This is a genomic window from Halobacillus sp. Nhm2S1, from assembly GCF_019599545.1.
Taxonomy (GTDB): Bacteria; Bacillota; Bacilli; order Bacillales; family Halobacillaceae; genus Halobacillus.
Genome location: NZ_JAIEZV010000002.1, coordinates 343,777 through 367,506, shown reverse-complemented (window position 1 = coordinate 367,506; position 23,730 = coordinate 343,777). Strand labels below are relative to the sequence as shown.

The 23,730-nt window shown below is 44.2% G+C and carries 15 protein-coding genes and 1 riboswitch; of the genes, 10 read left to right on the top strand and 5 right to left on the bottom strand.

All coding sequences use genetic code 11. The annotated features are described in order from the left end of the window. Nucleotides 1-5 precede the first annotated feature (5 nt). Complete coding sequence (locus tag K2225_RS08280) at nucleotides 6-1,421, bottom strand: alanine/glycine:cation symporter family protein (RefSeq protein WP_220584315.1); 1,416 nt, start codon at nucleotides 1,419-1,421, stop codon at nucleotides 6-8. A gap of 206 nt (nucleotides 1,422-1,627) precedes the next feature. On the opposite strand from K2225_RS08280, the gene K2225_RS08275 reads away from it, so the two are divergent. Next, complete coding sequence (locus K2225_RS08275) at nucleotides 1,628-1,921, top strand: YrhK family protein (RefSeq protein ID WP_220584314.1); 294 nt, start codon at nucleotides 1,628-1,630, stop codon at nucleotides 1,919-1,921. 150 nt (nucleotides 1,922-2,071) lie between these two features. On the opposite strand, the gene K2225_RS08270 is transcribed toward K2225_RS08275, so the two are convergent. Together K2225_RS08270 and K2225_RS08265 are read right to left on the bottom strand one after the other, a co-directional pair. Then, a complete protein-coding gene (locus K2225_RS08270; RefSeq protein ID WP_220584313.1) occupies nucleotides 2,072-2,935 on the bottom strand; it encodes a 5'-methylthioadenosine/S-adenosylhomocysteine nucleosidase in 864 nt (287 codons plus the stop codon). A gap of 150 nt (nucleotides 2,936-3,085) precedes the next feature. Next, a riboswitch (purine riboswitch) is annotated at nucleotides 3,086-3,189 on the bottom strand. 858 nt (nucleotides 3,190-4,047) lie between these two features. Continuing rightward, a complete protein-coding gene (locus K2225_RS08265) occupies nucleotides 4,048-4,425 on the bottom strand; it encodes a PilZ domain-containing protein (RefSeq protein WP_220584312.1) in 378 nt (125 codons plus the stop codon). A gap of 219 nt (nucleotides 4,426-4,644) precedes the next feature. Here K2225_RS08265 and K2225_RS08260 point away from each other — a divergent pair, with 219 nt between their 5' ends. The 5 genes from K2225_RS08260 (at nucleotide 4,645) to glpK (ending at nucleotide 9,588) form a co-directional block, all read left to right on the top strand. Beyond that, nucleotides 4,645-5,685 (top strand): lactonase family protein, encoded by a 1,041-nt coding sequence (locus K2225_RS08260; RefSeq protein WP_220584311.1) that lies wholly within the window; start codon nucleotides 4,645-4,647, stop codon nucleotides 5,683-5,685. A 315-nt stretch (nucleotides 5,686-6,000) separates the two neighbouring features. Then, nucleotides 6,001-6,615: a hypothetical protein gene (locus K2225_RS08255; protein WP_255574333.1), complete on the top strand. Its 615-nt coding sequence runs from the start codon at nucleotides 6,001-6,003 to the stop codon at nucleotides 6,613-6,615. Between the two features lie 129 nt (nucleotides 6,616-6,744). After that, nucleotides 6,745-6,909 (top strand): hypothetical protein, encoded by a 165-nt coding sequence (locus tag K2225_RS08250; protein ID WP_220584310.1) that lies wholly within the window; start codon nucleotides 6,745-6,747, stop codon nucleotides 6,907-6,909. Nucleotides 6,910-7,239: 330 nt separating this feature from the next. Continuing rightward, complete coding sequence (locus K2225_RS08245; RefSeq protein WP_220584309.1) at nucleotides 7,240-8,070, top strand: MIP/aquaporin family protein; 831 nt, start codon at nucleotides 7,240-7,242, stop codon at nucleotides 8,068-8,070. A 24-nt stretch (nucleotides 8,071-8,094) separates the two neighbouring features. After that, nucleotides 8,095-9,588, top strand: a complete 1,494-nt coding sequence (gene glpK, locus K2225_RS08240) for a glycerol kinase GlpK (RefSeq protein ID WP_220584308.1) — start codon at nucleotides 8,095-8,097, stop codon at nucleotides 9,586-9,588. A gap of 128 nt (nucleotides 9,589-9,716) precedes the next feature. Here the strand turns inward: glpK and K2225_RS08235 are convergent, their stop codons facing one another. Continuing rightward, a complete protein-coding gene (locus K2225_RS08235; protein WP_220584307.1) occupies nucleotides 9,717-11,453 on the bottom strand; it encodes an ABC transporter ATP-binding protein in 1,737 nt (578 codons plus the stop codon). 198 nt (nucleotides 11,454-11,651) lie between these two features. On the opposite strand from K2225_RS08235, the gene K2225_RS08230 reads away from it, so the two are divergent. From K2225_RS08230 to K2225_RS08215, 4 genes are all read left to right on the top strand, one after another. Further along, complete coding sequence (locus K2225_RS08230) at nucleotides 11,652-12,581, top strand: aldo/keto reductase (RefSeq protein ID WP_220584306.1); 930 nt, start codon at nucleotides 11,652-11,654, stop codon at nucleotides 12,579-12,581. 234 nt (nucleotides 12,582-12,815) lie between these two features. Continuing rightward, the gene (locus K2225_RS08225; protein ID WP_220584305.1) at nucleotides 12,816-13,937 is read left to right on the top strand and encodes a M20 peptidase aminoacylase family protein; all 1,122 of its coding nucleotides are present in this window, start codon (nucleotides 12,816-12,818) and stop codon (nucleotides 13,935-13,937) included. A gap of 457 nt (nucleotides 13,938-14,394) precedes the next feature. Then, a complete protein-coding gene (locus K2225_RS08220) occupies nucleotides 14,395-18,375 on the top strand; it encodes a cell wall-binding repeat-containing protein (protein ID WP_220584304.1) in 3,981 nt (1,326 codons plus the stop codon). A 32-nt stretch (nucleotides 18,376-18,407) separates the two neighbouring features. After that, on the top strand, nucleotides 18,408-20,885 hold the full coding sequence (locus tag K2225_RS08215; RefSeq protein WP_220584303.1) for a cell wall-binding repeat-containing protein: 2,478 nt from the start codon (nucleotides 18,408-18,410) through the stop codon (nucleotides 20,883-20,885). A 110-nt stretch (nucleotides 20,886-20,995) separates the two neighbouring features. On the opposite strand, the gene K2225_RS08210 is transcribed toward K2225_RS08215, so the two are convergent. After that, complete coding sequence (locus K2225_RS08210; RefSeq protein WP_220584302.1) at nucleotides 20,996-23,539, bottom strand: cell wall-binding repeat-containing protein; 2,544 nt, start codon at nucleotides 23,537-23,539, stop codon at nucleotides 20,996-20,998. Between the last annotated feature and the right edge of the window lie 191 nt (nucleotides 23,540-23,730).

Genomic DNA, 23,730 nt, shown 5'->3' with positions numbered 1-23,730 from the left:
ATAGATTAGCTTGCTTTTGATCGAGTGTAGTGCTGCTGATGAATATAGTCATTAAAGTAATTGTTCGTTTCGTTCACAATGACCTTATAAAGAAGCAATAAAGCGATTAAGTTCGGAATCATCATCAAGGCATTAGCCATGTTCGCAAACGCCCATACGAGGTCAAGCTGCATGACAGCACCCATAAAGGTTGCTGTGATGTAAATGAACCGATAGGGTACGATGTAGCGCAGACCTAATAGATATTCAAAACACTTCTCTCCGTACATGTACCATCCTACAATTGTTGAAAAGCCGAAGAAGATGACGGAAAAGGCTACGATGTATTCGCCTATCGTTCCTAGTGCATGTCCGAATGCTGCACTTGTTAGCGCGCCGCCGTCCAGGCCAGTCGCATGTTGAACGCCTGAGATCGCTCCACCGGATGGATCCCAGAATCCTGTCATGATCAGGACAAGACCTGTCATGGTACAAACGACGATCGTTACGATGAATGTACCTGTCATGGCCACGAGCGCTTGTTTTACTGGGTGATCGGTTTTAGCATTTCCAGCAATCAAGGCGGCCGTACCTAAACCGGCTTCGTTTGAGAAAATTCCTCGTGATACACCGCTTCTGACGGCTTCCATCACGACAACACCTGCAAATCCACCAGCGGCGGATACCGGGCTGAACGCGTATTGGAAGATCATTTCAAAAGCAGGGACGATCGCTTCGTAATTGGCGATGATGATGAATAGAGCTCCGCCAATATACAGAAAAGCCATGATTGGAACAAAAAATCCTGCCACTGTACTGATCCGCTGGATGCCTCCGAAAATAATCAGCCCTGTCAAGATCGCAAGCACGGCTCCAGTAAACCAGCCATTGATATGGAAGCTTTCTGTCATAACATCGGAAATGGTATTAGACTGAACACTGTTTCCGATTCCTAAAGCGGCAAAGGCACCGAACAACGCAAAAGCGACGGCGAGCCATTTCCACTTCTTGCCGATCCCTCGTTCTACATAATACATCGGTCCACCGGAATATTCTCCGTTTTCATTTTTTACACGATACTTCATCGCAAGGAGGGCTTCAGAATACTTGGTCGCCATCCCTAACAGGCCGACGATCCACATCCAGAATATCGCGCCGGGGCCACCGAGCGTCAAAGCTGTAGCGACACCTGCGATATTTCCGTTACCTATGGTCGCTGATAGCGCTGTCATTAAAGTTTTGAAGTTACTGATATCTCCTTGGGAATCTTGAGATGTTTCGGTTTTATCCTCTTTGGTAAATGCAAGTTTAAAGGCATAGAACAGCTTACTGAACTGCAGCCCTTTCAGCATGATGGTCAAGAAAAGCCCTGTCCCGAATAGCAGGACCAAACTGGGTGTTCCCCATAGAACATCATTGATTTGATTCAATACGTCTAACATCATTACCCTCCTAATCCTGTTGTAACCGTCTATGTAGGGCGGTCTTTAATCATGTCCATGTACTACCCTATCATGTTTTCATCTATAAACGTTCGTTGAAACAACAAAATATAAGCGCTTACATTTGTGCATAATCAACAAATGCAAAATTTTATCGTTATAAAACGAGCGGAGAGGGGGAATGAATCTAAATAGGAGGTGAGAGGATGTCGAACCAAAAGTCAGACAAGCAGAGGTACATCGATCTTCATGTAGGGAAACATGATGTCTTTTTTAAAAAAACGTACGACATTCTTTATACCATCAATGACGTCTTGCTTGGACTATGGTTTTTGATCGGTAGTATCTTTTTTTATTTCGAACCTTTAAAAAACTGGGGTGTGACACTCTTTGTCCTCGGGAGTATTCAAATGCTCATCCGTCCGACGATCCGGCTTGTTCATTATTTTCATATGAGGAAGGAATATGGGAAGCAATATGAGAAGACGAATGGTTCATAATCATTCGTGTGAAACCTTCAGTCCTCATCGCTATGATCTGACTCGGAACATAAGAAATCGAAGCATCCACTGGGATCGTGGATGCTTCGATTTTTTTGGCAATAGTTATGAGGGTTAAGTTTATTCATAGGCTATGGTCATCCATAAACTCTATTTAGAAATGTACTCCTTCACAACTTCATAGACATACTCCTGGTTCGCTTCAGCCGTGTCGGGATTATATTCGCCGCCGTTCGTTTTGTTATTGGATAGCGTACGAATGCCGAGGTATGGCACGTCATAGGCTTTGGCGATTTGTGCACCGGCCGCTCCTTCCATCTCCTCGACGGATGTGCCGAAGTTCTCATGGAACCACTGGATGCGGTCGACTTCATTGTTCCAGACGTCTGCAGAACCAATCGTACCCTCTACGACTTTTCCTTCTTCATGAGTATCCTTAACGGCTTTCGCTGCTTCGAGCAGTTCTATGTCTCCTTCAAAATAACGAATATTTTCAGCGTCCGGGTCTTCTCCCGCACTGCCTTCAGACGCCATGAGATCCATCGGAATCCATTCTTTCGGTGCGATGCCTTCTTCATCTTCTCTGTGTCCAGTCTTCAATGAGCCGATGTTGACCGTTCTTTCACCTAAGACGATATCAAACACATGCAAGTCAGGATCGTGACCGCCGGATGTTCCTTGGTTGATGATGGCAGCTGGATCGAATTTTTCGATAGCAATCGCCGTAGCGGCGGCTGTATTTTCCATTCCTTTTCCTGTTTTCATGACAATGACAGGATAATTATCGACTTTCCCTTTATAAAAGACGAAGTTGCCGGAAGTTTCTTCTTCTACATCATCAAGCTTTGCTGCAAAATTTTCTGCTTCAATAGGCATCGGTCCCTGGATGATGATTGGCTGCTGTTCGTTTTCTTCAGCGGATGCTTCCCCTTCTGTGGAATTTTGGCATCCGGCCAGGAAAGAAAAAATGAGTGTGATGAATAGTACGAATGCAATGGTGCGAATGTTCTTCATAAGTAGCTCTCCCTTGATGTAATTCAACCCCAGCGTAGCTCGTTTTTAAGGTAATAAAAAAGTCTGGAAAGTAGAATACACTACCTTCCAGACTAAAAAGTTAAAGCTTGATTTCAGCGGAATGCTGAAAAATCACAGCTGCATGACAGCAGCTGTATAGCTTCAACTCGTAGTCTGGTTCTTTCAATGGGAACCAGGTAGAGACGCTCAGACCTTATTACTGAGAATATACGAGTACGTGATGTGATTGTGTTGCTACTATAACAAACGCTTGTACGATAATCAACCTAAAAGGGAACGTTTTATGAAATTTAAATTTAATTGTTCGGTTTTAGGGTTTGTTTTTGTAGTATCAGGAGTTTTTAAATGGTATTTATTAGTTAATTGCGGATGTTTTTTAATAAGAAAAGTGGAGGTTGATTTTCATTTTTTTCTACCGATCATTTGTGAGAAAATAAAAGATATATAAATAGATAGGAAAAGAGAGTTTTGTCATGCGGAATTTACTAGCGGTTTTATTAAGTGGGAATGTAGCATCATTTATACTTACGATTTGCCTTACATCCGAATATAACCATTTTATAGGGAATTTATATATGAATGCCTGTTTCATTTTTTTAGGGCATGTTGTATATGCTCTCCCAGTCTCGTTCTTCACCGACCGGTTAATAAGACGATTGGTTATGGGAAAGTTTTTTATAGGGTTTGGGATGTACCTGATCGTGGCAGTTATTCTTTTAGTAATTCTGACTCCATTCTTCATCTTCTATACCTTTTACATCATACCGGTGGCCTTTGCTTTTCCGATAACCTTTGAACTGGTAAAGAGAATACCTGGAGAATATGTTGGGAAAAGTCTGATAGGAGCAAGTCTTTTCACCTTCTGTTTGTTTATAGCTATGTACTCTAGCCTATGATGCGGTGTGGTATGAAGAGCGGCTTAAAGAGAGGAAGAATAAATGATGTCAGGAAAACGCAGGGCAAACACTTTTCATTAGCCCTGCGCTTTTTCATGCCATTATTGAAGGGGAACTTTTCCTAGGAATGTTCACGATGGTAGAAATCGTGTGTGATAGGAAAGGCGGGAAGTTGTTTTACCGACAGGACTTCGTTTAAATCTCATCTACATTGTCCTGGCTGCTCGCATAAACCTTGAGCGCTTTCACTAACCCTTGGCTTTCCGCTTCATCCAGATCCATATAGATCCCATAATTGAAGGCAGCAACTTTTTTCTTCCAAACAATCGTCCCGGGTAGGTGGAAATGTTGATCGTTCAAGTGGAAACTGATGGACAGTTTGACCTCATGCCCGTCCTGGTGAGGGAGGTCCAAGTTTGTATTCAACTTCATCCCATGAGGACTGATATTGATGATCCTGGCCTCGCCTTTTGAGGTATTAACCTCTTTTCTGCCCACTCTATGAATACGGAAGAACGCTTGTAGCGGTTTTTTGAACTCATACCGGAAGTAATCTTTTCTTTTATATCTCATGTTCCTACCTCCCTGTCTGTTCTTTTCACCTGTGTCTATTCATCATACGTTCCTGCGATCATGATGACAAGATATGGATGTAGCGTTAAGAGGAGGAAATCCCGGGTATAAATAAAGGGAAATCGAAGTGATTTAGAAGACCAAGCGTTTATGAGATAATGAATGGGAATGCTCGATCTGAAAGGATATATGAATACAGCTGATAAAGGAGTTTTGGTAATGGCAAAGTATGTTGGATATGTTGGAACTTATACAAAACAGGATAGTAAAGGCGTGTACCAGTTCACGCTGGATACAGACAACAAAGAATTGAAAGATGTGAAGTTAGCGGCAGAGTTGGGTAACCCGACATATGTGACCGTGAGTGACGATCAAAAGAATTTATATGCCGTCACGAAAGAAGGAGAAAATGGCGGGGTGACGGCCTTTTCCATTCAAGGTGGAACAGGTGAGCTGACCAAATTAAATACTCAAACCTCTGCCGGATCCCCGCCGTGCCATGTGAGTGTCGATCATGAGAACAACACAGTGGTAACAGCTAATTATCATACAACGAATATCGTCTCTTACTTAACGAAGGAGGATGGATCTTTGAATCCAGCTGCCGCCGTGGTCGAACACGAGGGTACTGGTCCTCATGAACGACAGGAAAAACCGCACATGCACTATGCTGGTTTTACACCTGATGAAAAATACGTGATTGCGATCGACCTTGGAAGTGACCGGGTGATCACTTATGCAGCTGATGAGGGGGATCTTACTCAGGTGCAAGTATTCAACACAGCGCCTGGCAGTGGTCCAAGACACATCACTTTCCATCCGAATAAAAAGTATGCGTACGTGATGACAGAACTGAGTTCAGAAGTCCTTGTTCTTCATTACGATGAGAAAGATGGAAGTTTTACTCAACAACAAGCCATTAAAACAATTCCGGAAGGTTTTAATGAAACGAATGACGGAAGTGCCATCCATATTTCTTCCGATGGACAATTTGTTTACGCTGGAAACCGTGGGCATAACTCCATTGCCTCCTATAAAGTTGATCAAGATACGGGGCAGCTGACGTTTGTCGAATGGACGTCCACAGAAGGGAACTGGCCGCGCGACTTTGTGCTGGATCCTACCGAGAAATTCGTGATTGCTACGAATCAGAAATCGAACACGATGACATTGTTTGAAAGAGACACAGAGACAGGGAAGCTTTCCCTCCTTCAATCGGACGTTCATGTTCCAGAGCCTGTTTGTGTGAAGTTTATTTAGGAACGATTCTCCCTATAAAACAATAAAATCCAATGAATTTTAAAACGAATTAGAATCTTCTTCATTTGGAAAAAGAAGACTTGAAACACCTATCCTAAAATCGCTCTTAAAAACTAGAGAAAAGCGCAGCATTCGCAATCAAGTGGGTGCTGCGCTTTTTATTGTTTAATTATAAAGGGGTCTGAAGCCTGCTTATATAAGGAGATGGATAGAGATTTTTACAGAATGGAGACAAAGAACGAGGTGTTTTACCTTTTAAGCGGGGGTAAAACGTTTTATACTCTTTTCATTAAATCAAAGGATGGGTGAAGACGAATGAGTTTGCGACAAATGATATTTTTGACCGGTTGGATTGCCTTCCTCTTGTACGCTTTTTTTCTAGCCCCTCAAGGAAGCTCTGGATATCTTCAACAACTGATGAAAATGGATGAACCTGATCCCCTTTTATTGATGGTGTTCAGCTTCCTCGGCATCTATCCCCTCGTTTTTGTAGCTCTGCTTATCGGAGAAGATCGTAGTCGTCTTCCGTTATGGCCGTTCCTTTTAGGCATGTTCGTGCTGGGAGCTTTTGCATTGATGCCCTATTTTTTCTTATCAAAAACAAGGGAGATGAAAAGAGGAAGAATCCCAGACTGGTTCGTGAAGGTCTTCCATACTCGTTTTTTTATTTTTGTTCTTATGGCTGTAACTGCCGCTTTATTATGGCATGGACTGGTCAGTGGAGACGGTCAGGCTTATTGGCGGGCTTTCCAAACGTCTAACTTTGTCCACGTAATGACCATGGATTTTGTGGTCTTAACCTTGTTGTCTATTTTCGTCATCTACTGGAAGGAGCGTAGGAATGGAAGAGCAAACCAGCGACACTGGTTCGGGGCCATCCCTATCTTCGGAGCGCTTGTCTATTTGTTGCAGCTGAAAAAGGAAGAGTAGTATGATTATAATTTATCATTGAATGTTTGAGATGTGAGAAGGCGGGGTACTTATATCCTATGAAATCATAAACCGTCATTTTTCTACAATTTACCATAAAATCCTCGCTTTTATGAAAGGAGAACGAAAATGAGAGAAGATATGCTGAGAGTGTTGGACCAAAGAGACTTGCTTGTTAAAGAAAACAAGAGGCTTCAGGAAGAGTTGGAAGCAGAGCGAAACAAGGTACAGCAGTTGAAAAAAGAACAAGAGCAACAAGAAAGCAAACGTGCCCTTTCCTCTATGGGTGCCTAAATGAATGAAGAGTCAAGCGCAGCTGTTAAGTCAGTTGCGCTTGACTTTTTTTCAGAGTTCATCGAAGGGGGATCGTGTTTCCAAGCTTCATAAACATTCTCGCGATTCGCTGGTGTTAAGAAGCTATTCATCTTTCCATTAAGCAATAACCCTTTTAAATAGTTATTGACACCGCTTACATAGTGTCATATAATTAGCAACAACAAGTTAAGTATGTGACGGAGATTTGGAGACTCACACTTTTGCCGGACGTTTATCGTCCAGGCTCTTTGTGTGGGTCTCCTTTTTTGTTCATATACTACCATATTTTACAAAAAGGGAGTGTTGAGTATGTCAGAGTTTGTCGCGGAACTGATTGGTACCATGATTTTAATTATTTTTGGTGGCGGCGTAGTCGGTGGCGTTGTTCTAAAGAATTCGAAAGCAGAAGGAGCCGGATGGGTGGTTATCACTATTGCCTGGGGGCTTGCCGTTACTATGGCGGTCTACGCTGTCGGTGGATTTTCTGGAGCGCACATTAACCCTGCCGTTACATTAGGTTTGGCGTCCATCGGAGATTTTCCTTGGTCGAAGGTACCGCTTTATATTACGGCTCAGATGATTGGAGCTCTTATCGGGGCAGGCATTGTCTTTCTTAACTATCTGCCTCACTGGCGGGCCACGGAAGATCAAGGAGCGAAGCTTGCGGTCTTTTCTACAGATCCAGCGATTCGCAGTCCTTTTTCCAATTTAATCAGTGAAATGATCGGGACATTTGTCCTTCTCATGGGTCTATTATTTATTGGTGCGAATGAATTTACGGAAGGCTTGAATCCACTTATTGTTGGTGCGCTCATTGTAGCGATCGGGATGTCCATCGGGGGAACGACCGGTTATGCGATTAACCCTGCACGTGACTTAGGGCCGAGAATTGCCCATGCCCTGCTTCCGATCCCAGGAAAAGGTGGTTCCGATTGGAGTTACGCCTGGATCCCAGTCGTAGGACCAATTTTAGGTGGAATCTATGGAGCTCTTTTTTACCGAGCCATCTTTATGCAGGAACTGTCCGTTGCTTTTTGGATCTTGTCCGTGATTGTCGCATTCATCCTGATTGGTGCTGCAAGTTCTGAATTGAAAAAAGGACAAACCTACAGCGACAAAATAGAAAATAAAGTGAGCTAATTAAAATTTAAGGAGATGATTGATATGGAAAACCAATACATTCTTTCAATTGACCAGGGCACAACGAGTTCCCGAGCGATTCTTTTTAACAAAGCAGGGAAAATTGTAGAGACAGCTCAAAAAGAATTTGAACAGTTCTTTCCAAAACCAGGCTGGGTAGAGCACGATGCGAATGAAATTTGGACTTCTGTCCTTGCCTGTATTGCAGAGGTATTAAGAAAATCCGATGTAAGTCCACAGCAAATCGCGGGAATCGGAATTACCAACCAGCGGGAGACCGCTGTCGTATGGGATAAGAATACTGGAAAGCCGATTTACAAAGCGATCGTGTGGCAGTCCCGTCAGACCGAAGATATTTGTAAAGAGCTGCGAGCGGCTGGTCACAATGATCTTTTCCGTGGAAAAACCGGTTTGCTTTTAGATCCATACTTCTCTGGAACAAAAGTGAAATGGATGTTAGACAACGTTGAAGGCGCAAGAGAAAAGGCAGAGAACGGGGAGCTATTATTCGGAACGATTGATACATGGCTTGTGTACAAGCTTTCCGGTGGAAAAGCTCATATCACGGATTACTCTAACGCCTCTCGTACGTTGATGTACAACATTTATGACTTGAAGTGGGATGAGGAACTTCTCGACATTTTAGGTGTCCCAGCGTCCATGCTTCCAGAAGTGAAACCATCATCGGAAATTTACGCTCATACGGTTGATTATCATTTCTTCGGTCATGAAGTTCCTATTGCGGGAGTCGCAGGTGACCAACAGGCAGCGCTGTTCGGCCAAGCTTGTTTTGAAAAAGGGATGGCGAAAAATACTTACGGAACGGGCTGCTTCATGTTGATGAACACAGGAGAAGAAGGTGTGGCTTCAGACCACGGTCTATTGACGACGCTTGCCTGGGGTCTTGATGGAAAAGTCGAATATGCCCTTGAAGGAAGCATCTTTGTCGCTGGATCAGCGATTCAATGGTTGAGAGATGGTTTGAAGATGATTGAGGATGCTCCACAAACAGAAGCCCTTGCCACTTCCGTAGATTCTTCCGACGGGGTGTACTTGGTTCCCGCTTTTGTTGGGCTTGGAACACCATACTGGGATAGTGATGCAAGAGGCGCGATGTTCGGCCTGACACGTGGCACAACGAAAGAACATTTCGTCCGCGCAACGCTGGAATCCCTCGCATACCAAACGAAAGATGTGCTGGATGCGATGATCGCCGATTCAGGCATTGATTTGAAAGCGCTTCGTGTGGATGGCGGTGCAGTCAAGAACAACTTCCTGATGCAGTTCCAAAGCGATATTCTCGGCGTACCGGTCGAGCGTCCAGTCGTTCAGGAAACGACCGCCCTCGGCTCCGCCTTTTTGGCAGGGCTAGCGGTTGGTTATTGGAAAGATAAAGAAGAAATTAAACAGCAATCTGAAAATGACCGAACGTTTACGAGTGAGATGAGTGAAGAAGAGCAGCAAAAGCTCTACAAAGGCTGGCAGAAGGCTGTCGAAGCGACAAGACAGTTTAAATAAAGCAATAAGAAAGAGCGTCCTCCTAGGTGGGCGCTCTTTTTTTTGGAGTAATCCGCGAGAATGGATGCGAATACGGTTTTGGTAAAGCGGATGATTCAGAGGCCGATGCTGTTGGATGAAAAACGTTTCTAGCTGGTTCCTACATCTGTTTTTAGCTGCTGCCTGGCAAAATTACGGTAAAGCGTATGCTTCTGAAACAACTCTTCATGAGTGCCGATTCCTGTCACTTTTCCTTTCTCTAAGAAAACGATTTGATCCGCATCGACAATCGTAGAGAGGCGATGGGCGATGACAAGGGTCGTTCGTCCTTTCATCAAATTCTTCAAGGCTTGTTGAACCACGATTTCTGATTGACTGTCGAGACTCGAGGTGGCTTCGTCCAGCATAAGAATTTCAGGATCCCTGAGAAGGGCGCGGGCAATCGCGATGCGCTGTCTTTGCCCACCGGATAATTTGATGCCTCGTTCGCCAACCTCTGTATCATATCCGTGGGACAACGATTGGATAAACGTATCAGCATAGGCCATTTTCGCGGCGGCATGAATTTTTTCTATAGGAATGTCCCCATCAAGGCCATAGGTTAAATTGTCTCTGATGGTACCTGCATAAAGTGGACTTTCCTGAGATACGTAGCCGATCATCGTGCGCCAGGATTTAAGGGTGTAAGTGGAAATGGGTTCTCTGTCATAGAGAATATTTCCGTCAGAGGGGGAGTAAAACTGTTCAATCAAAGAGAATAGCGTCGTTTTCCCGCTCCCACTAGGACCGACAACCGCCGTTACCTCCCCTTTCTTCGCTGTAAAAGAAACGTTCTCTAAAATAGGTTCTTCAGGATGGTAGCTAAATGATAACCGATCCACAATCAGGCTGTGGTCGAAAGACTCGACCTCACGTCCAGCCTGCAAATCTTCCCCGTCCAACGATAAAATCGAAAGCACTTTTTCCGTAGCCCCGACCGTCTTTTGAAATTGGGTGGTGAATACGACAATCTGTGTAATCGGCATGATGATCTGGAACAAGTAAATGAAGAAAGCAGCGAGCTCCCCTGGAGTCATGGCTCCTGAAGTTACCCGTACACCACCGAAGCCGATGATCAAAACAAGCACAACAATGATCAGCGAAGAAACTAGGGGCGACATCAAAGCCTGGATGACACCTTCCCGTAAACCGAGGGCATACAATTTATTGATTCCTGATTTTCCTTTGTTCCATTCCCGCTCTTCGGCATTGGATGCTTTCACAAGGCGTATTTCTGATATGACCCGGGTCAAATGAGCAGAGAAGCCGGCAGTTTCCTTTTGCAAGTTACGCGAGATGTTCGCCATCTTTCTACCAATCGGAATGAGGAACAGGAGAGCTAGAGGAATAATGGAAAACATCACAAGCGTTAACGGCCAGTCCAGGTAGAAAAGAATGACGATTGCCCCGACAACGGAAATGATCCCGGTTATGAAACCTGTGAAATGCTCGGTAATCAGGTTTTTGATGACCCCTGTATCGTTCGTCATCCGGCTGACCGCGTCCCCCGTCTCGTGGGAATCATAATACGACACCGGAAGGACGAGAAGCTTTTCCCATAACTGCTCCCGCAATGAAGCGATGATATGCTGTCCGACTTTGGCCAGGAAATAGACAGAGACCCCACCTGCCAAGGCTTGGACGAAGAAAGCGATGACGATGCCTGCAATGACGGTTTTATTTAAATCGTTCAGATCAAAGTTGTCGATTAACTGGCTGGCGAGTAAAGGAATGGCCAGGCCTGCCATCGTTGTGAGTAAACTTAAGAATAATGCGATCGAGAAAATCAGTTTTGGTGGATGGGTCGCACGAATCAAATGTACGAGCTGTTTCCATTTTGGCTGCATAGGTAGTCATCACCTTTGATTAATTGGATCCTTCTATTATATCGGATGTTGTCCTTCCGCTTACAATTATTAGCCTTTTCCTATTTGGTAAAAGTAACGTGGGAAGGTTATAGCGTCATAAAAATAGATCGTTTGGTTTTTTCTTCCTTCTATTGTGGAATGTAAATAACACCAACTTGTAGAAGGAGACATGTTTACATGGACAGACAAACCCGCCTTGGAAAATCAGAGCTCTATGTCAATCCGATCGGCCTTGGAACCAATGCCGTCGGTGGTCACAATATATATCCGAATCTTGATGAAGAAGCAGGAAAGGAAGTTGTACGCACAGCACTCAACCATGGGATGAACTTTCTGGATACAGCGTTTATCTATGGTCCTGAACGATCGGAAGAGCTGGTTGGAGAAGTGATGAAGGAATACAAGCGCGAGGACATCATTCTTGCTACGAAAGGTGCGCATCAGTTTAAAGGTGAAGATGTCGTTTTCAACAATTCCCCGGACTTTCTGAAAAAATCTGTGGAAGATAGCTTGCAGCGTCTCCGTACAGATTATATCGATTTGTACTATATCCATTTTCCAGATGACAAGACACCTAAAGATGAAGCTGTCGGTGCCTTGAAAGAATTGAAAGACGAAGGGAAAATTCGTTCCATCGGTGTTTCGAACTTCTCGGTCGATCAGTTGAAAGAAGCGGATAAAGATGGGTACGTGGATGTGATCCAAAGCGAATATAACCTGTTCAAACGCGAAGCGGAGAAGGAGATGCTTCCCTACACGGCTGAAAATCAAATCTCTTTCATCCCATACTTCCCATTTGCCTCCGGTCTTCTCGCCGGAAAGTATAATGAAAATACGACGTTTGATGACTTCCGAGCGAAGAATCCTCTCTTCCATGGAGAGAATTTCAAACGGAATTTAGAAAAGGTGGAGCAGCTTCGACCTATAGCGGAAGAGAAAAATGTAGGGATTCCTCATATTGTTTTAGCCTGGTACTTGAATCAGCCTTCGATTGATGCTGTGATTCCTGGAGCTAAGCGCACGGAGCAGGTGGTTGATAATTTGAAGACGCTTAATGTTGAATTATCAGATAAGGAATGGAGTAAGGTCGACAAGGTGTTTTCGTAAATTGTCCATCAATGATTTCATAAGGTAATTCGATCAGGATAGGTAATGGCTTCAAATGAAACCGGCATAGAGCGAGAGGAGAAATCAGTAAACCAGAGCGGGAGTGATCCTGACTCTGGTTTCATTTATGTTTACTTTTTCTTGTTCCAATTCAATAAATCTAACTATAAAGGAGGGAAAGAAAGGAAAAAGGGGAAGTGTTTCATACAATCCATTGTGAAGAGGAGTGTATTTATGAAGAAAAACGTCCGACCGACGGTACATGAAATCTTTGAACACCTTCATGATCATCCAGAAGTCAGCTGGAAGGAAACAGAGACGACCCATTATATTGCATCATTGCTGGAAAAGACGAATGCGCGAATCAGGCAATTCGATGATTGCACAGGTTTAGTTGCGGACTTTGGTCAAGGCGACCCCGTGATCGCTGTGCGTGCTGATATAGATGCCCTATGGCAGGAAGTGGATGGACAGTTTAGAGCGAATCATTCCTGCGGTCACGATGCCCATATGGCGATTGTTCTTGAAGCTCTTTACAAGTTAGAGGAACGAAAAGATTCATGGAACGGGACGATTCGCTTCATCTTCCAACCGGCTGAAGAAAAGATTGAAGGGGCCTTAAAGATGGTGGAGGAGGGTGTCATCGATTCTGTGGAATATCTTTATGGTCTGCACCTTAGACCTATGCAGGAGCTTCGTACTGGTGAATTCGCCCCAGGGATTCAGCATGGAGCGGTGCGATTTTTGAAAGGAGAGATCAAGGGAGAAGATGCCCACGGGGCACGCCCGCATCTCAACAAAAATGCGATCGAGCTGGGGACGGAAGTTGTCCAGATGATGAACTCCATTCATTTAGATCCAAAAATTCCTTATTCAGCAAAAATGACTTCTTTTCAAAGTGGAGGAAGCAGTGCAAATATCATTCCCGGCAATGCCACTTTTTCTATCGATTTACGTGCCCAGACGAATGAAGCCATGTCAGAACTGTTGTCGAAAATTGAGACCATTGCTGATTGTGTTTCCAAATTACATGGTTCTGAGGTAAAGGTGAAGGTCGCTTCGGATGTCCCGGCAGCAGTCATGAGCGAGGAAGCAGTCATGCACGTGGAACGTGCGATTAGTGAAGTGAAAGGCGAAGACCATGTAAAACCTGTGATCGAGACGACAGGGGGAGATGACTTTCATTTCTATTCCATTATGAAGCCAGAGCTCAAAGCGACGATGCTGGCTATCGGATGCGATCTTCAGCCGGGTCTGCATCATCCGGATATGACCTTTGATCGAAGGGTATTAGAAGAAGCTTCCGATGTTATCGTTGAAACCGTCTTGCAACATGGGCGCAGGCCTGAGCGATGAAGGGTGGTGATCCACGATTTCTTTCAAAAATCAAGTGATCATCGATACGCTTATCGCCTCTGCCTTCCTTCTGATCTTCTATTTGATCGATCGATTTATTTATTCTATGGATGGCTATGTTTTCATGGTGCTCATGATGTATGTAGGAAGTCTTACTATAAGAAGATGGGAGCACAACTTTGCTGTTAGAAATAAAACAAAAAACCCCGAACACCATTGATTGGTATCGGGGTTTTTTATTATGGACGTTTATACTTAATAGTTTGGTGAACGCAGGAGAAGGCTCTTCATTTTTGAGATGAAAAAAACAGCTATTTATTAATCTATAATTGTAAGCGATTTCAAACTGTTTAGCAAAGATTTACACAATTAACACAAATTAAACAATATTTCCTATATAATGGAGGTTGTTGAGGAGTTTTGTAGAATTATAAACAATATTGGGAGGTTATCTCTTTTGAGAAAGAAAAACTTTGTACGTGGAGTCAGCTCTGTCGTTGTCAGTTCAATGGTGCTTGGGATGTTCTCGGTCCCTGCTCATCCGGTTAAAGCAGAATCAACGTCGCCGGATTCGCTATTGGTTACAGAGTATGTAGAAGGTAGTTCTTACAATAAAGCTCTGGAACTCTATAACGGTACTGGGGAAGATATAGATCTGAGTCAATATACTCTCGAAGTGTACTCGAACGGAAACACTTCTGGTCCAGCTTCGTTATCTTTAGAAGGTACGCTTGCAGATGGTGATGTTTTCGTGTTGGCCAACCAGCGTGCTACAGCTAGTGAGCTGGATGATGCAGACCTCAGGACAGGAAACGGCGTTGTGAACTTCAATGGAAATGATGTCATCTTACTAAAGAAAGGTGATTCTATTGTCGATTCACTTGGTCAAATCGGGTCAGCGGACAACTTCGGAAGTGATGTAACGCTGACAAGGAAAGCAGATCATCTCGATGGAGATACGAACCCTGATGATGCATTCGACCCGTCTGTGTCTTTTGAACAACATGGAAAAGATGAATTTTCCTATATTGGTCAATTCCCGGACGAAGGCTCTGAAGAAGAACCACCTGCACCAAGCGAACCCGTTGAACTTTCCAGTATTGCTGATGCTAGAAGCTCCGAAAAAGGTACGGATGTCAAAATTAAAGGGATTGCAACAGCAACTTTTGTAGGTGGCGACAAAACGAATGTGTACATACAGGATGAAACAGGCGGCATTGTCGTTCGTACGTCCCAAAAAATCAACATTGGTGATGAGTTTACCGCAGAAGGTGCTTTGTCTGATTATTATGGACTTGAACAAATACAAACAGAAAGCATTGTAATTACAGAAGAAAATAAAGGTGTACCCGCAGCTCTTCAAGTAGAAGGAGCTGATTTCAGTAAGGAATCAGGCGAAGATTTCGAAGGGGAGTATGTTGAACTCACCGATGTGAAAATCGTTGGTGAAGGAGACGGTGGTGATTATTTAGCTGAGGAAAGTGGTACTGAATTTCTTATCTCTCCAAACGAGGGTAGTGTTGATTTCGAAGTAGGGAAGACCTATGAGTTGTTACGCGGAGTGGTCACCTATAGCTTTGATGAATATCGTTTAATCCCTCGCAGCCAGAGTGATGTGATTGAAGAGATTTTCTCAGTTATAGCTTCTAAGGACTCTGGGAACATTCCAGAAGGGTCCGAAGTCACGCTCAGCACGGCTCAACCGGATGCAACCATTCATTACACAATGGATGAATCGGAACCTACAAGTGAAAGTCAAGTTTACGATTCTCCTATCACTATCAATAAAGATACGACAATCAAAGCGGTTGTAGTCAAAGAGGGCGGAGAAACGAGCGAAGTATTTACTTACTCCTATGAAGTGCTGAAGGCTGTTGATTCATTGGAAATTCATGATATCCAAGGATCCTCCCATATATCTCCATACGTAGATATGAATGTAGAAGGTGTCACCGGGGTTGTCACAGCTCTGGATGGTACTTATGGCTATTATATTCAAGGGACAAACCCTGATGATGATATTGCAACATCAGAGGGGATCTATGTTTATGATCGAAACTCTGGTGTGAGTGTCGGGGATGAAGTATCTGTGAATGGTGAAGTTAAAGAGTGGCGTGAAGATGGATACGATGATGCGGATGATCTTTTAACCACACAAATCACTGCTTCTGATTCTACGATTCTATCATCTGAAAACACCTTACCAGATACGGTCGTCATCGGAGAGGATCGCATCCAGCCGAAAGTGAACATTGAGGACGATGGAATGGAAAGTTTTGATCCTGAAACAGACGGTCTTGATTTCTATGAAAGTCTTGAAGGCATGCGGATTGAGCTGAAAGATGCTCACGTCACTTCTCCTCCGAAGTACGATGAAGTTGCTGTCTATGTAGATACCAATGAGGATCAGGCCATGACAGATGCCGGCGGCCTGTTGTTGACAGAAGAAGACGCGAATCCGGAGCGTGTGCTCTTGGATGTTGATGGTTATGACGTCAATGTCAAAGTGGGAGATCAGCTCGAAGGGTCTGTCACGGGTATCGTCAGCTATGACTACAGCAACTTTAAAGTCCGCACCACCGGCGACTTCCCTGCCATTATTGATGGTGGTACGGAAAGGGAAACGACTGACCTTGCCGTTGAAGAAGGAAAGTTGAATGTAGCTACTTATAACATGGAAAACTTTTCAGCAGAAACTTCTATGGACAAAGTGAATCGTATTGCTGACTCTATGGTGAACAACTTGAAGCAGCCGGATATCATCGGATTGGTAGAGGTTCAAGACAATAATGGCCCGACAGACGATGGTACCGTTAAGGCAGATCAGTCTTATCAGAAGCTCATTGATGCGATTGAGGCAAAGGGTGGACCAACTTATGAGTTTGCAGAAATTGCTCCTTTGGATAAAACGGATGGCGGTCAGCCCGGAGGAAACATTCGCGTCGGGTTTATCTACAACCCTGACCGTGTGTCCATGGTCGATAAGCCGAGTGGGGATGCCACCACGGGTGTAGAGGTTTCAGCGGAAGGGCTTAACCTTAACCCAGGTCGTATCGATCCAACGAATGAAGCCTTCGATGATTCTCGTAAATCATTAGCTGCGGAATTCGAATTCAAAGGACAAAAAGTCCTTGTTGTGACCAACCACTTCAATTCCAAAGGTGGAGATGATGCCCTCTTTGGTGCCAGTTATCCAATTGAACTGGGAAGTCAGGTCCAGCGTCTGAAACAAGCCCAGGTCCTTAATGATTTTGTTGATGAATACGAAGAAAAAGTGGATGGGGCGAACGTCGTTGTATTGGGAGATTTGAATGACTTTGAATTCTCTGAACCTCTTGAAACATTAAAAGGGGACGTTCTGACAAACATGACGGAAGAACTTCCGCTGGAAGAGCGTTATTCCTACAACTATCAAGGGAATTCTCAGGTTCTTGATCACATTTTGGTCAATAACTCTCTGGCTGAACAAACGAAGATTGATAGTGTCAACATCAATGCTGACTTCTCGGAAGCGGATGGACGTGCAAGTGACCATGACCCAATGCTTGCTCAAATTGAATTTGGAACAGATGTGGAACGTATTTCAGGAGTCAATCGTTATGAAACAGCCATCGAGGTTTCTAAGAAAGGCTGGGATCAGGCCGACACCGTGGTTATTGCTAGAGGAGACTCCTTCCCGGATGCTTTGGCTGGGGCCCCGCTTGCTTATAAACTCGATGCACCGATTCTATTAACGAAAACCAGCACACTACGATCCGAGGTGAAAGCTGAAATTGATAGATTAGGAGCGAAGCATGCCGTCATCCTGGGTGGAGATGGAGCTATTTCTGATTATGTCAGTTACCAATTAGAAGGAGAAGGCTTGTCTGTTGAACGTATCTCAGGAGAGGACCGTTATGAAACAGCGGCCAACATTGCTGCCCGCTTGGATGGATCACCAGAAAAAGCAATCATTGCGGACGGAAGAAACTATCCAGATGCGCTGTCCGGTGCTTCCTATGCAGCGGAGCATGGCTATCCTGTTTTATTGACGAACACGAAAAAGCTGCCTTCAGAAACGAAACTGGCTTTGTCTGACATTGGTGAAACGATTGTTCTTGGTGGGACGAATGCGGTCAGTGAAAAAGTAATGAAAAACCTACCTAACCCAACCCGTTACAAAGGATCTGATCGTTACGGAACGTCTGCAGAAATTGCAGAGGAATTAGTCGGCGATACGAACACTGCTCTGGTTGCAACGGGCCGGGATTTTGCAGATGCTTTAACAGGATCCGTGCTTGCAGCGAAATTGAAAGCTCCAATGCTTCTCGTTAAGCCGGATGACCTTCCGGATGAGATTGAAGCACTGATCCAGGAGAAGGATTACACACAATACCATGTTCTTGGTGGAACAAATGCCGTAAGTGATGAAGTGAAGAACGAACTGGATGACAAATAAAAAACTGTGAAACTTTGAAAGGATGTATTTTTATGAAAATGGTAAAACCACTTGCAACTGTAGCTGCATCAGGGGCGATTGCTCTTGGTACTTTGGCTTTCCCTTCCGGGGAAGTCAAAGCAGCTGAAGGAGACTTTGATCTGACAATCATGCACAGCAACGATACACACGCTCATTTGGAAAACGTACCAAAGAAGGTTTCTTTAGTGGAACAACTTCGTGCTGAGCGTGGAAATTCAGTATTACTCGATGCTGGTGACGTTTTCTCAGGTACACTTTTCTATAATGAATTTAAGGGTCTTGCTGATCTTCAATTCATGAACATGATGGAATATGACGCTATGGTTCCAGGAAACCACGAATTTGATGATGGTACAGAACCTCTGGCTAAGTTTATTGATGAAGCAGAGTTCCCAATTGTCAGTGCAAACATTGACTATAGCAAAGATGTAAATCTGAAGGATTTGTTCAAGAACGAAATAGGAAAGCCTGGTGAGGGTGGAAATATCTATCCAGCGACCATCCTGGAAGTCGATGGCGAGAAAATCGGTGTATTTGGTTTGACCACAGAGGAAACAGCTTTTCTTTCGAACCCGGGAGACGACCTTGAATTTCAAGATTACTTGAAAAAAGCGGAAGATACAGTGACGATGCTTGAAGGGGAAGGGGTCAATAAGGTTGTAGCTCTTACTCATATCGGTGTCACTTATGATCGTACATTGGCTGAATCAGTAGATGGAATTGATGTTGTTGTAGGAGCTCACAGTCATACCACAGTAGAAGAAACTGAGGTTTTCAATGATGGCGAAGGTGATGAACCTACCCTTGTTGTACAGGCTGGAGAATACAACGAATTCTTAGGGGACCTTCAAGTTACATTCGATGATGAAGGTGTCTTACAAGAATGGGACGGCCAGCTGATTGATATCGAAGAAGCGGACGTAGCACCGAATGCAGAAGCTCAAGCATTACTTGAAAAATACCAGGAGCCTCTGGAAGAACTTAAGAATGAAGTGGTCGGTGAAACTACTGTTGCATTAAATGGAGAACGTAGTGACGTTCGTCAAGGCGAAACAAACCTTGGAAACTTAATTACGGACTCTATGCTTGCTAAAGCTCAAAAAGCAGTTCCTGAAACAACCATTGCGATCCAGAATGGTGGAGGTATTCGTGCATCCATCGATGAAGGTGACATTACAATGGGTGAAGTTTTGACGACCATGCCTTTTGGAAACCAGCTTGTCACTCTTGAGTTGACGGGTGAGCAGCTAATGGCCGCACTCGAAAATGGAGTGAGTGATTTAGAAAACATGGGAGGACGTTTTGCTCAGGTCTCCGGCTTGCAGTACACGTTTGATCGTAACCAGCCTGCAGGGGACCGTGTTGTGGAAGTACAGACAAAAACGGACGATGGTTATGAGGCACTGGATATGAACGGCACTTACACCATTGCAACGAACGCATTCATCGCGGATGGCGGAGATGGTTATGAATCCTTTGCAGAAGCGAAAGCTAATGGAAAGATGAAAGAGCTTTTCTTTGTTGACTATGAGGTCTTCAATGAATACTTAGAGGAGCAGGGAACCGTTTCTCCAGAAGTGGAAGGACGTATTATTGATCAAGTAGCAGAAAATATGAATGATGTAGAACGCATTCAAGGACAAGACCGTTATGAAACAGCTATTGAAATCTCTAAAAAAGGCTGGGAGCAGGCGGATACCGTTGTTATCGCAAGAGGAGATCAGTTTGCGGACGCCCTGGCTGGTGCACCTTTAGCTTATAAAGAAGATGCTCCAATTCTATTGACAAAATCGAACAAGCTTGATGCAAGAGTGAAAGAAGAAATTGAACGTCTTGGTGCGACGAATGCGATCGTATTAGGTGGAACAGGAGCCATTTCCTCTTATGTGAAATATCAATTAGAAGGTTTGAACCTGAATGTGGAACGTATTTCCGGTAAGAACCGATATGCCACAGCTGCAAGTATCGCGGCACGTCTAGGCGGCAATCCGGATAACGTCATTGTTGCAGACGGACGTAATTATCCAGATGCCTTGGCTGTAGCTTCCTATGCGGCTAAAGAGGGGTACCCGATTCTTCTTTCCCAAACCGATAAACTACCTGGAATCACAAAGACCGCTCTTGGTGGATTTGACCAGAGTATCATTGTCGGTGGTACAAATGCCGTTTCTGAAAAAGTAGAATCCATGCTGCCTGATCCAACAAGGTATAAAGGCGAGACGCGTTACGAAACAGCGGCAGTTATCGCTAAAGATCTAATGGCAAGTGAAGAAAATGCTTTTGTTGCTACAGGTACAAACTTTGCTGATGCCCTTGCAGGATCTGTTCTGGCAGCGAAGCACGATGCATCGATGCTTCTTGTAAAAGAAGACCAACTGCCTCAAGCTACACAAAAAGTCATTGAGGACATGGGTCTCAGCAACTTCCATGTACTTGGTGGTACCGGAGCTGTTAGTGAGGAAGTAGAAGAAGAACTTAAACAGAAGTAATGGTCTATGTAAGAAGCCTCCACTTAAGTAAAAGTGGAGGCTTCTTTTTGTTCTAACGTCTTTTTTATGTTCATCCTTCTGGACCACACGGAAAGAAGGAATCTTTGGACTTACTCCAAAGACAATTGTAATAAGTGGGCGCCGACTTCTTCATTGACCGCCCCAAACCCTCCAAGGATGGTGTAGGCTTGTGGCTGATGGCGATCAATAAAGGCTTCCATCTCTCCAGGTATTTGATTAGTACGGACAAGGAGAATAGGTTGCTGGCGACTGGCTGCGAGAACAGATCCCGTTAAGGCATCAGCAAAGGATTGCCCAGTAACGACAAAAACCTCATCCGTATTCATGTCCAACCCCTCCATGATCTCGACAGCCGTTGCATAACGGTTGCTTCCGGAGAAACGGACGCCGTTTGGCAAATCCGTAAGAATTCGATCGCTGACTACACTTTCTCCACCGACAACAAACGCTTGATTTACACCCTTTGCAATCGGGCGGATTTCTTCTGGTAAGGCCTGTGGTCTTGTTAGTAAGATTGGATACCCCTCTTGTGCCGCATAAGGAGCTGAAGCCAGGGCATCGGGGAAGTTGTGCCCGTATGAAACGAGAGCCTTATCAAAAGAAGAACGACCCTGAAGACTGAGGAGCTCTTTAGCTATTTCGGCTGAGGTTTGATAACGATTTTCTCCTGATATCCTTTTCACCTGCAGCCCCATCTGTTTCAATTCCATTTCCACATCTGCATCGATCGCACCGTTTCCTCCAAGAATATAAGCTTTATTTGCTCCAAGTCTTTCAATCTCGTTTTTCGTTTCCTCACTAAGGGTTTTCGAACGTGTCAATAATATTGGTGCATCCAGTTCATAGGCGAGAGGAGCTCCTGAGAGGGCATCAGGGAAGTCTTGACCTTGCGCGAGTACAATGGTATTTGTTCCATTCCTAAAGCCTTCTCTGGATATTTCAACTGCTGTTTCGTAGCGGTTTTTCCCGTATATTCTAGCAGGCTGGTCCAGCTTTTGTTTCACTTCCAGTTCATAGGCTGTTTTCGACCAGTTTGCATAATAATCTCTCACACTAATATAATACTTACCTCTGTCAGCATAAAAAGACAATGTTTCTGGTTCGCCTTCATAACGGCTGTCTATGGAATAAAGTTCATAAATGACACCATCCACTTCTTGATAGACATTCATGACAGGGTCCATATGTTTCTCGCCATGAGAAAGATTGATGGAAAGCTCTCCTGGATATTTCATCGTAAATGCATACAAATCATTGTCATTTGGGAAATTGAACTTCTCGTAATAGGTTCCGGCCGAGATTTTCTTCGCTCCATCCACCGACCATGTAGAAGTATCAGGACCCATATCGGAAAGTGTGGTAGTAAGGGACTGATAGCCATTGACCTGGCCAAAGCCAACATAGGGGTGGGATTCCTGCCCATAGAGCTGTTCCGCACCATTTTGAAGGGCAAATTCAACTTGATCCGGGTTCCAACCTGGGTGTTTCGATTTGAGTAATGCGGCAAGACCACTGACAATCGGCGCAGAGAAGGAGGTCCCGTCCCCACTTCCATAACTCCCGAAACGGTCAGTACTCACGATCCCCACTCCCGGGGCGGCTACATCGATATGGAGCCCATAATTACTGAATCCGGCTGCAGTTGTTGAACTTCTTGTGGTATCGGTTGCTCCTACGGCAATGACCCAAGGGTAACCGGCAGGGAAGGAGAAAGCGGACGTATCATCATTTCCGGATGCTGCAACAAGCACGATTCCCTCTTGATAGGCCTGCCAAAGAACATCCTGTAGAAGAGGATCGGGTGTATAGCCACCAAAGCTCATGTTTATAACATCAACGTTTCTATCGATGGCATACTGCACGCCTCGTATAATTGCGGTGGTAGACAAGCCATCCGATGTACCGACTTTAATCGGCTCCACCTTGACCTTAGGGGAAACGCCGATCACCCCTTTGGTGTTCGCATTGGCAGCAATAATTCCTGTTACGTGAGTCCCATGCCCCACTTCGTCAGACCGTACAGGCCCTGACAAAATGCCGTCAAAACCATCTGTTAAACGAGAGGTCAAATCTTCGTGGGAAGGAGTGACACCTGAATCAATGACAGCTACTTTTACCTGACTGGTTCCTTGAGTAATTTCCCACGCTCTTTCCATATCGATTTCTTTTAAGTAATCCTGCTGACTTCTATAATAAGGATCGCTTGGAAGGTAACTAGGTTGATAGATTTGGTCAGGAGAGGCAGACTCAACTCCAGGAAACTCATCAATTGTAATAAGTTCTTCTTCATAATCGAGCGATTCAGGAATACGAACGGTCATCCACATTCCAGGGGCCAGTTTCTCTAAAACATCGTTGTCTACAACCTCATATTTATGTAATTTAAGAGTAACCCCGGCATCTTTCTTTTTAATGACTATTTGTCTATCATAAATCTGATCCAAAGGAATGGGTTTCTTTGATTGTGACGTAACTTTTTTAGGCTTGAACTGTGACCTGAATTGATCTTCCTCATGTTGAAAGCTTTGAATTTTCTTAGGTTCTTTTTCAGCTAAAACATAGAAAGGATCAAGGAACATAGACAGACTGGAAAGGAAGAACATCGTGACAACTACCTTTAAAAGATTCTTCATCGATACATCCTCTCTTCTATTGGAATGGGTCAGCCTATAAAGTATATTCCCCTAAATACATAAAATTCCAACCTGTTTTTAGTCATTTAATGTGTGAAAAAATGGGTGAAACGGCTGACTTTCCATGAGCGTATGAAAACGAACGTTAATAGGAGAGCGTTTATAGAGAAGTTTGTAACAAAAGTAGCTTC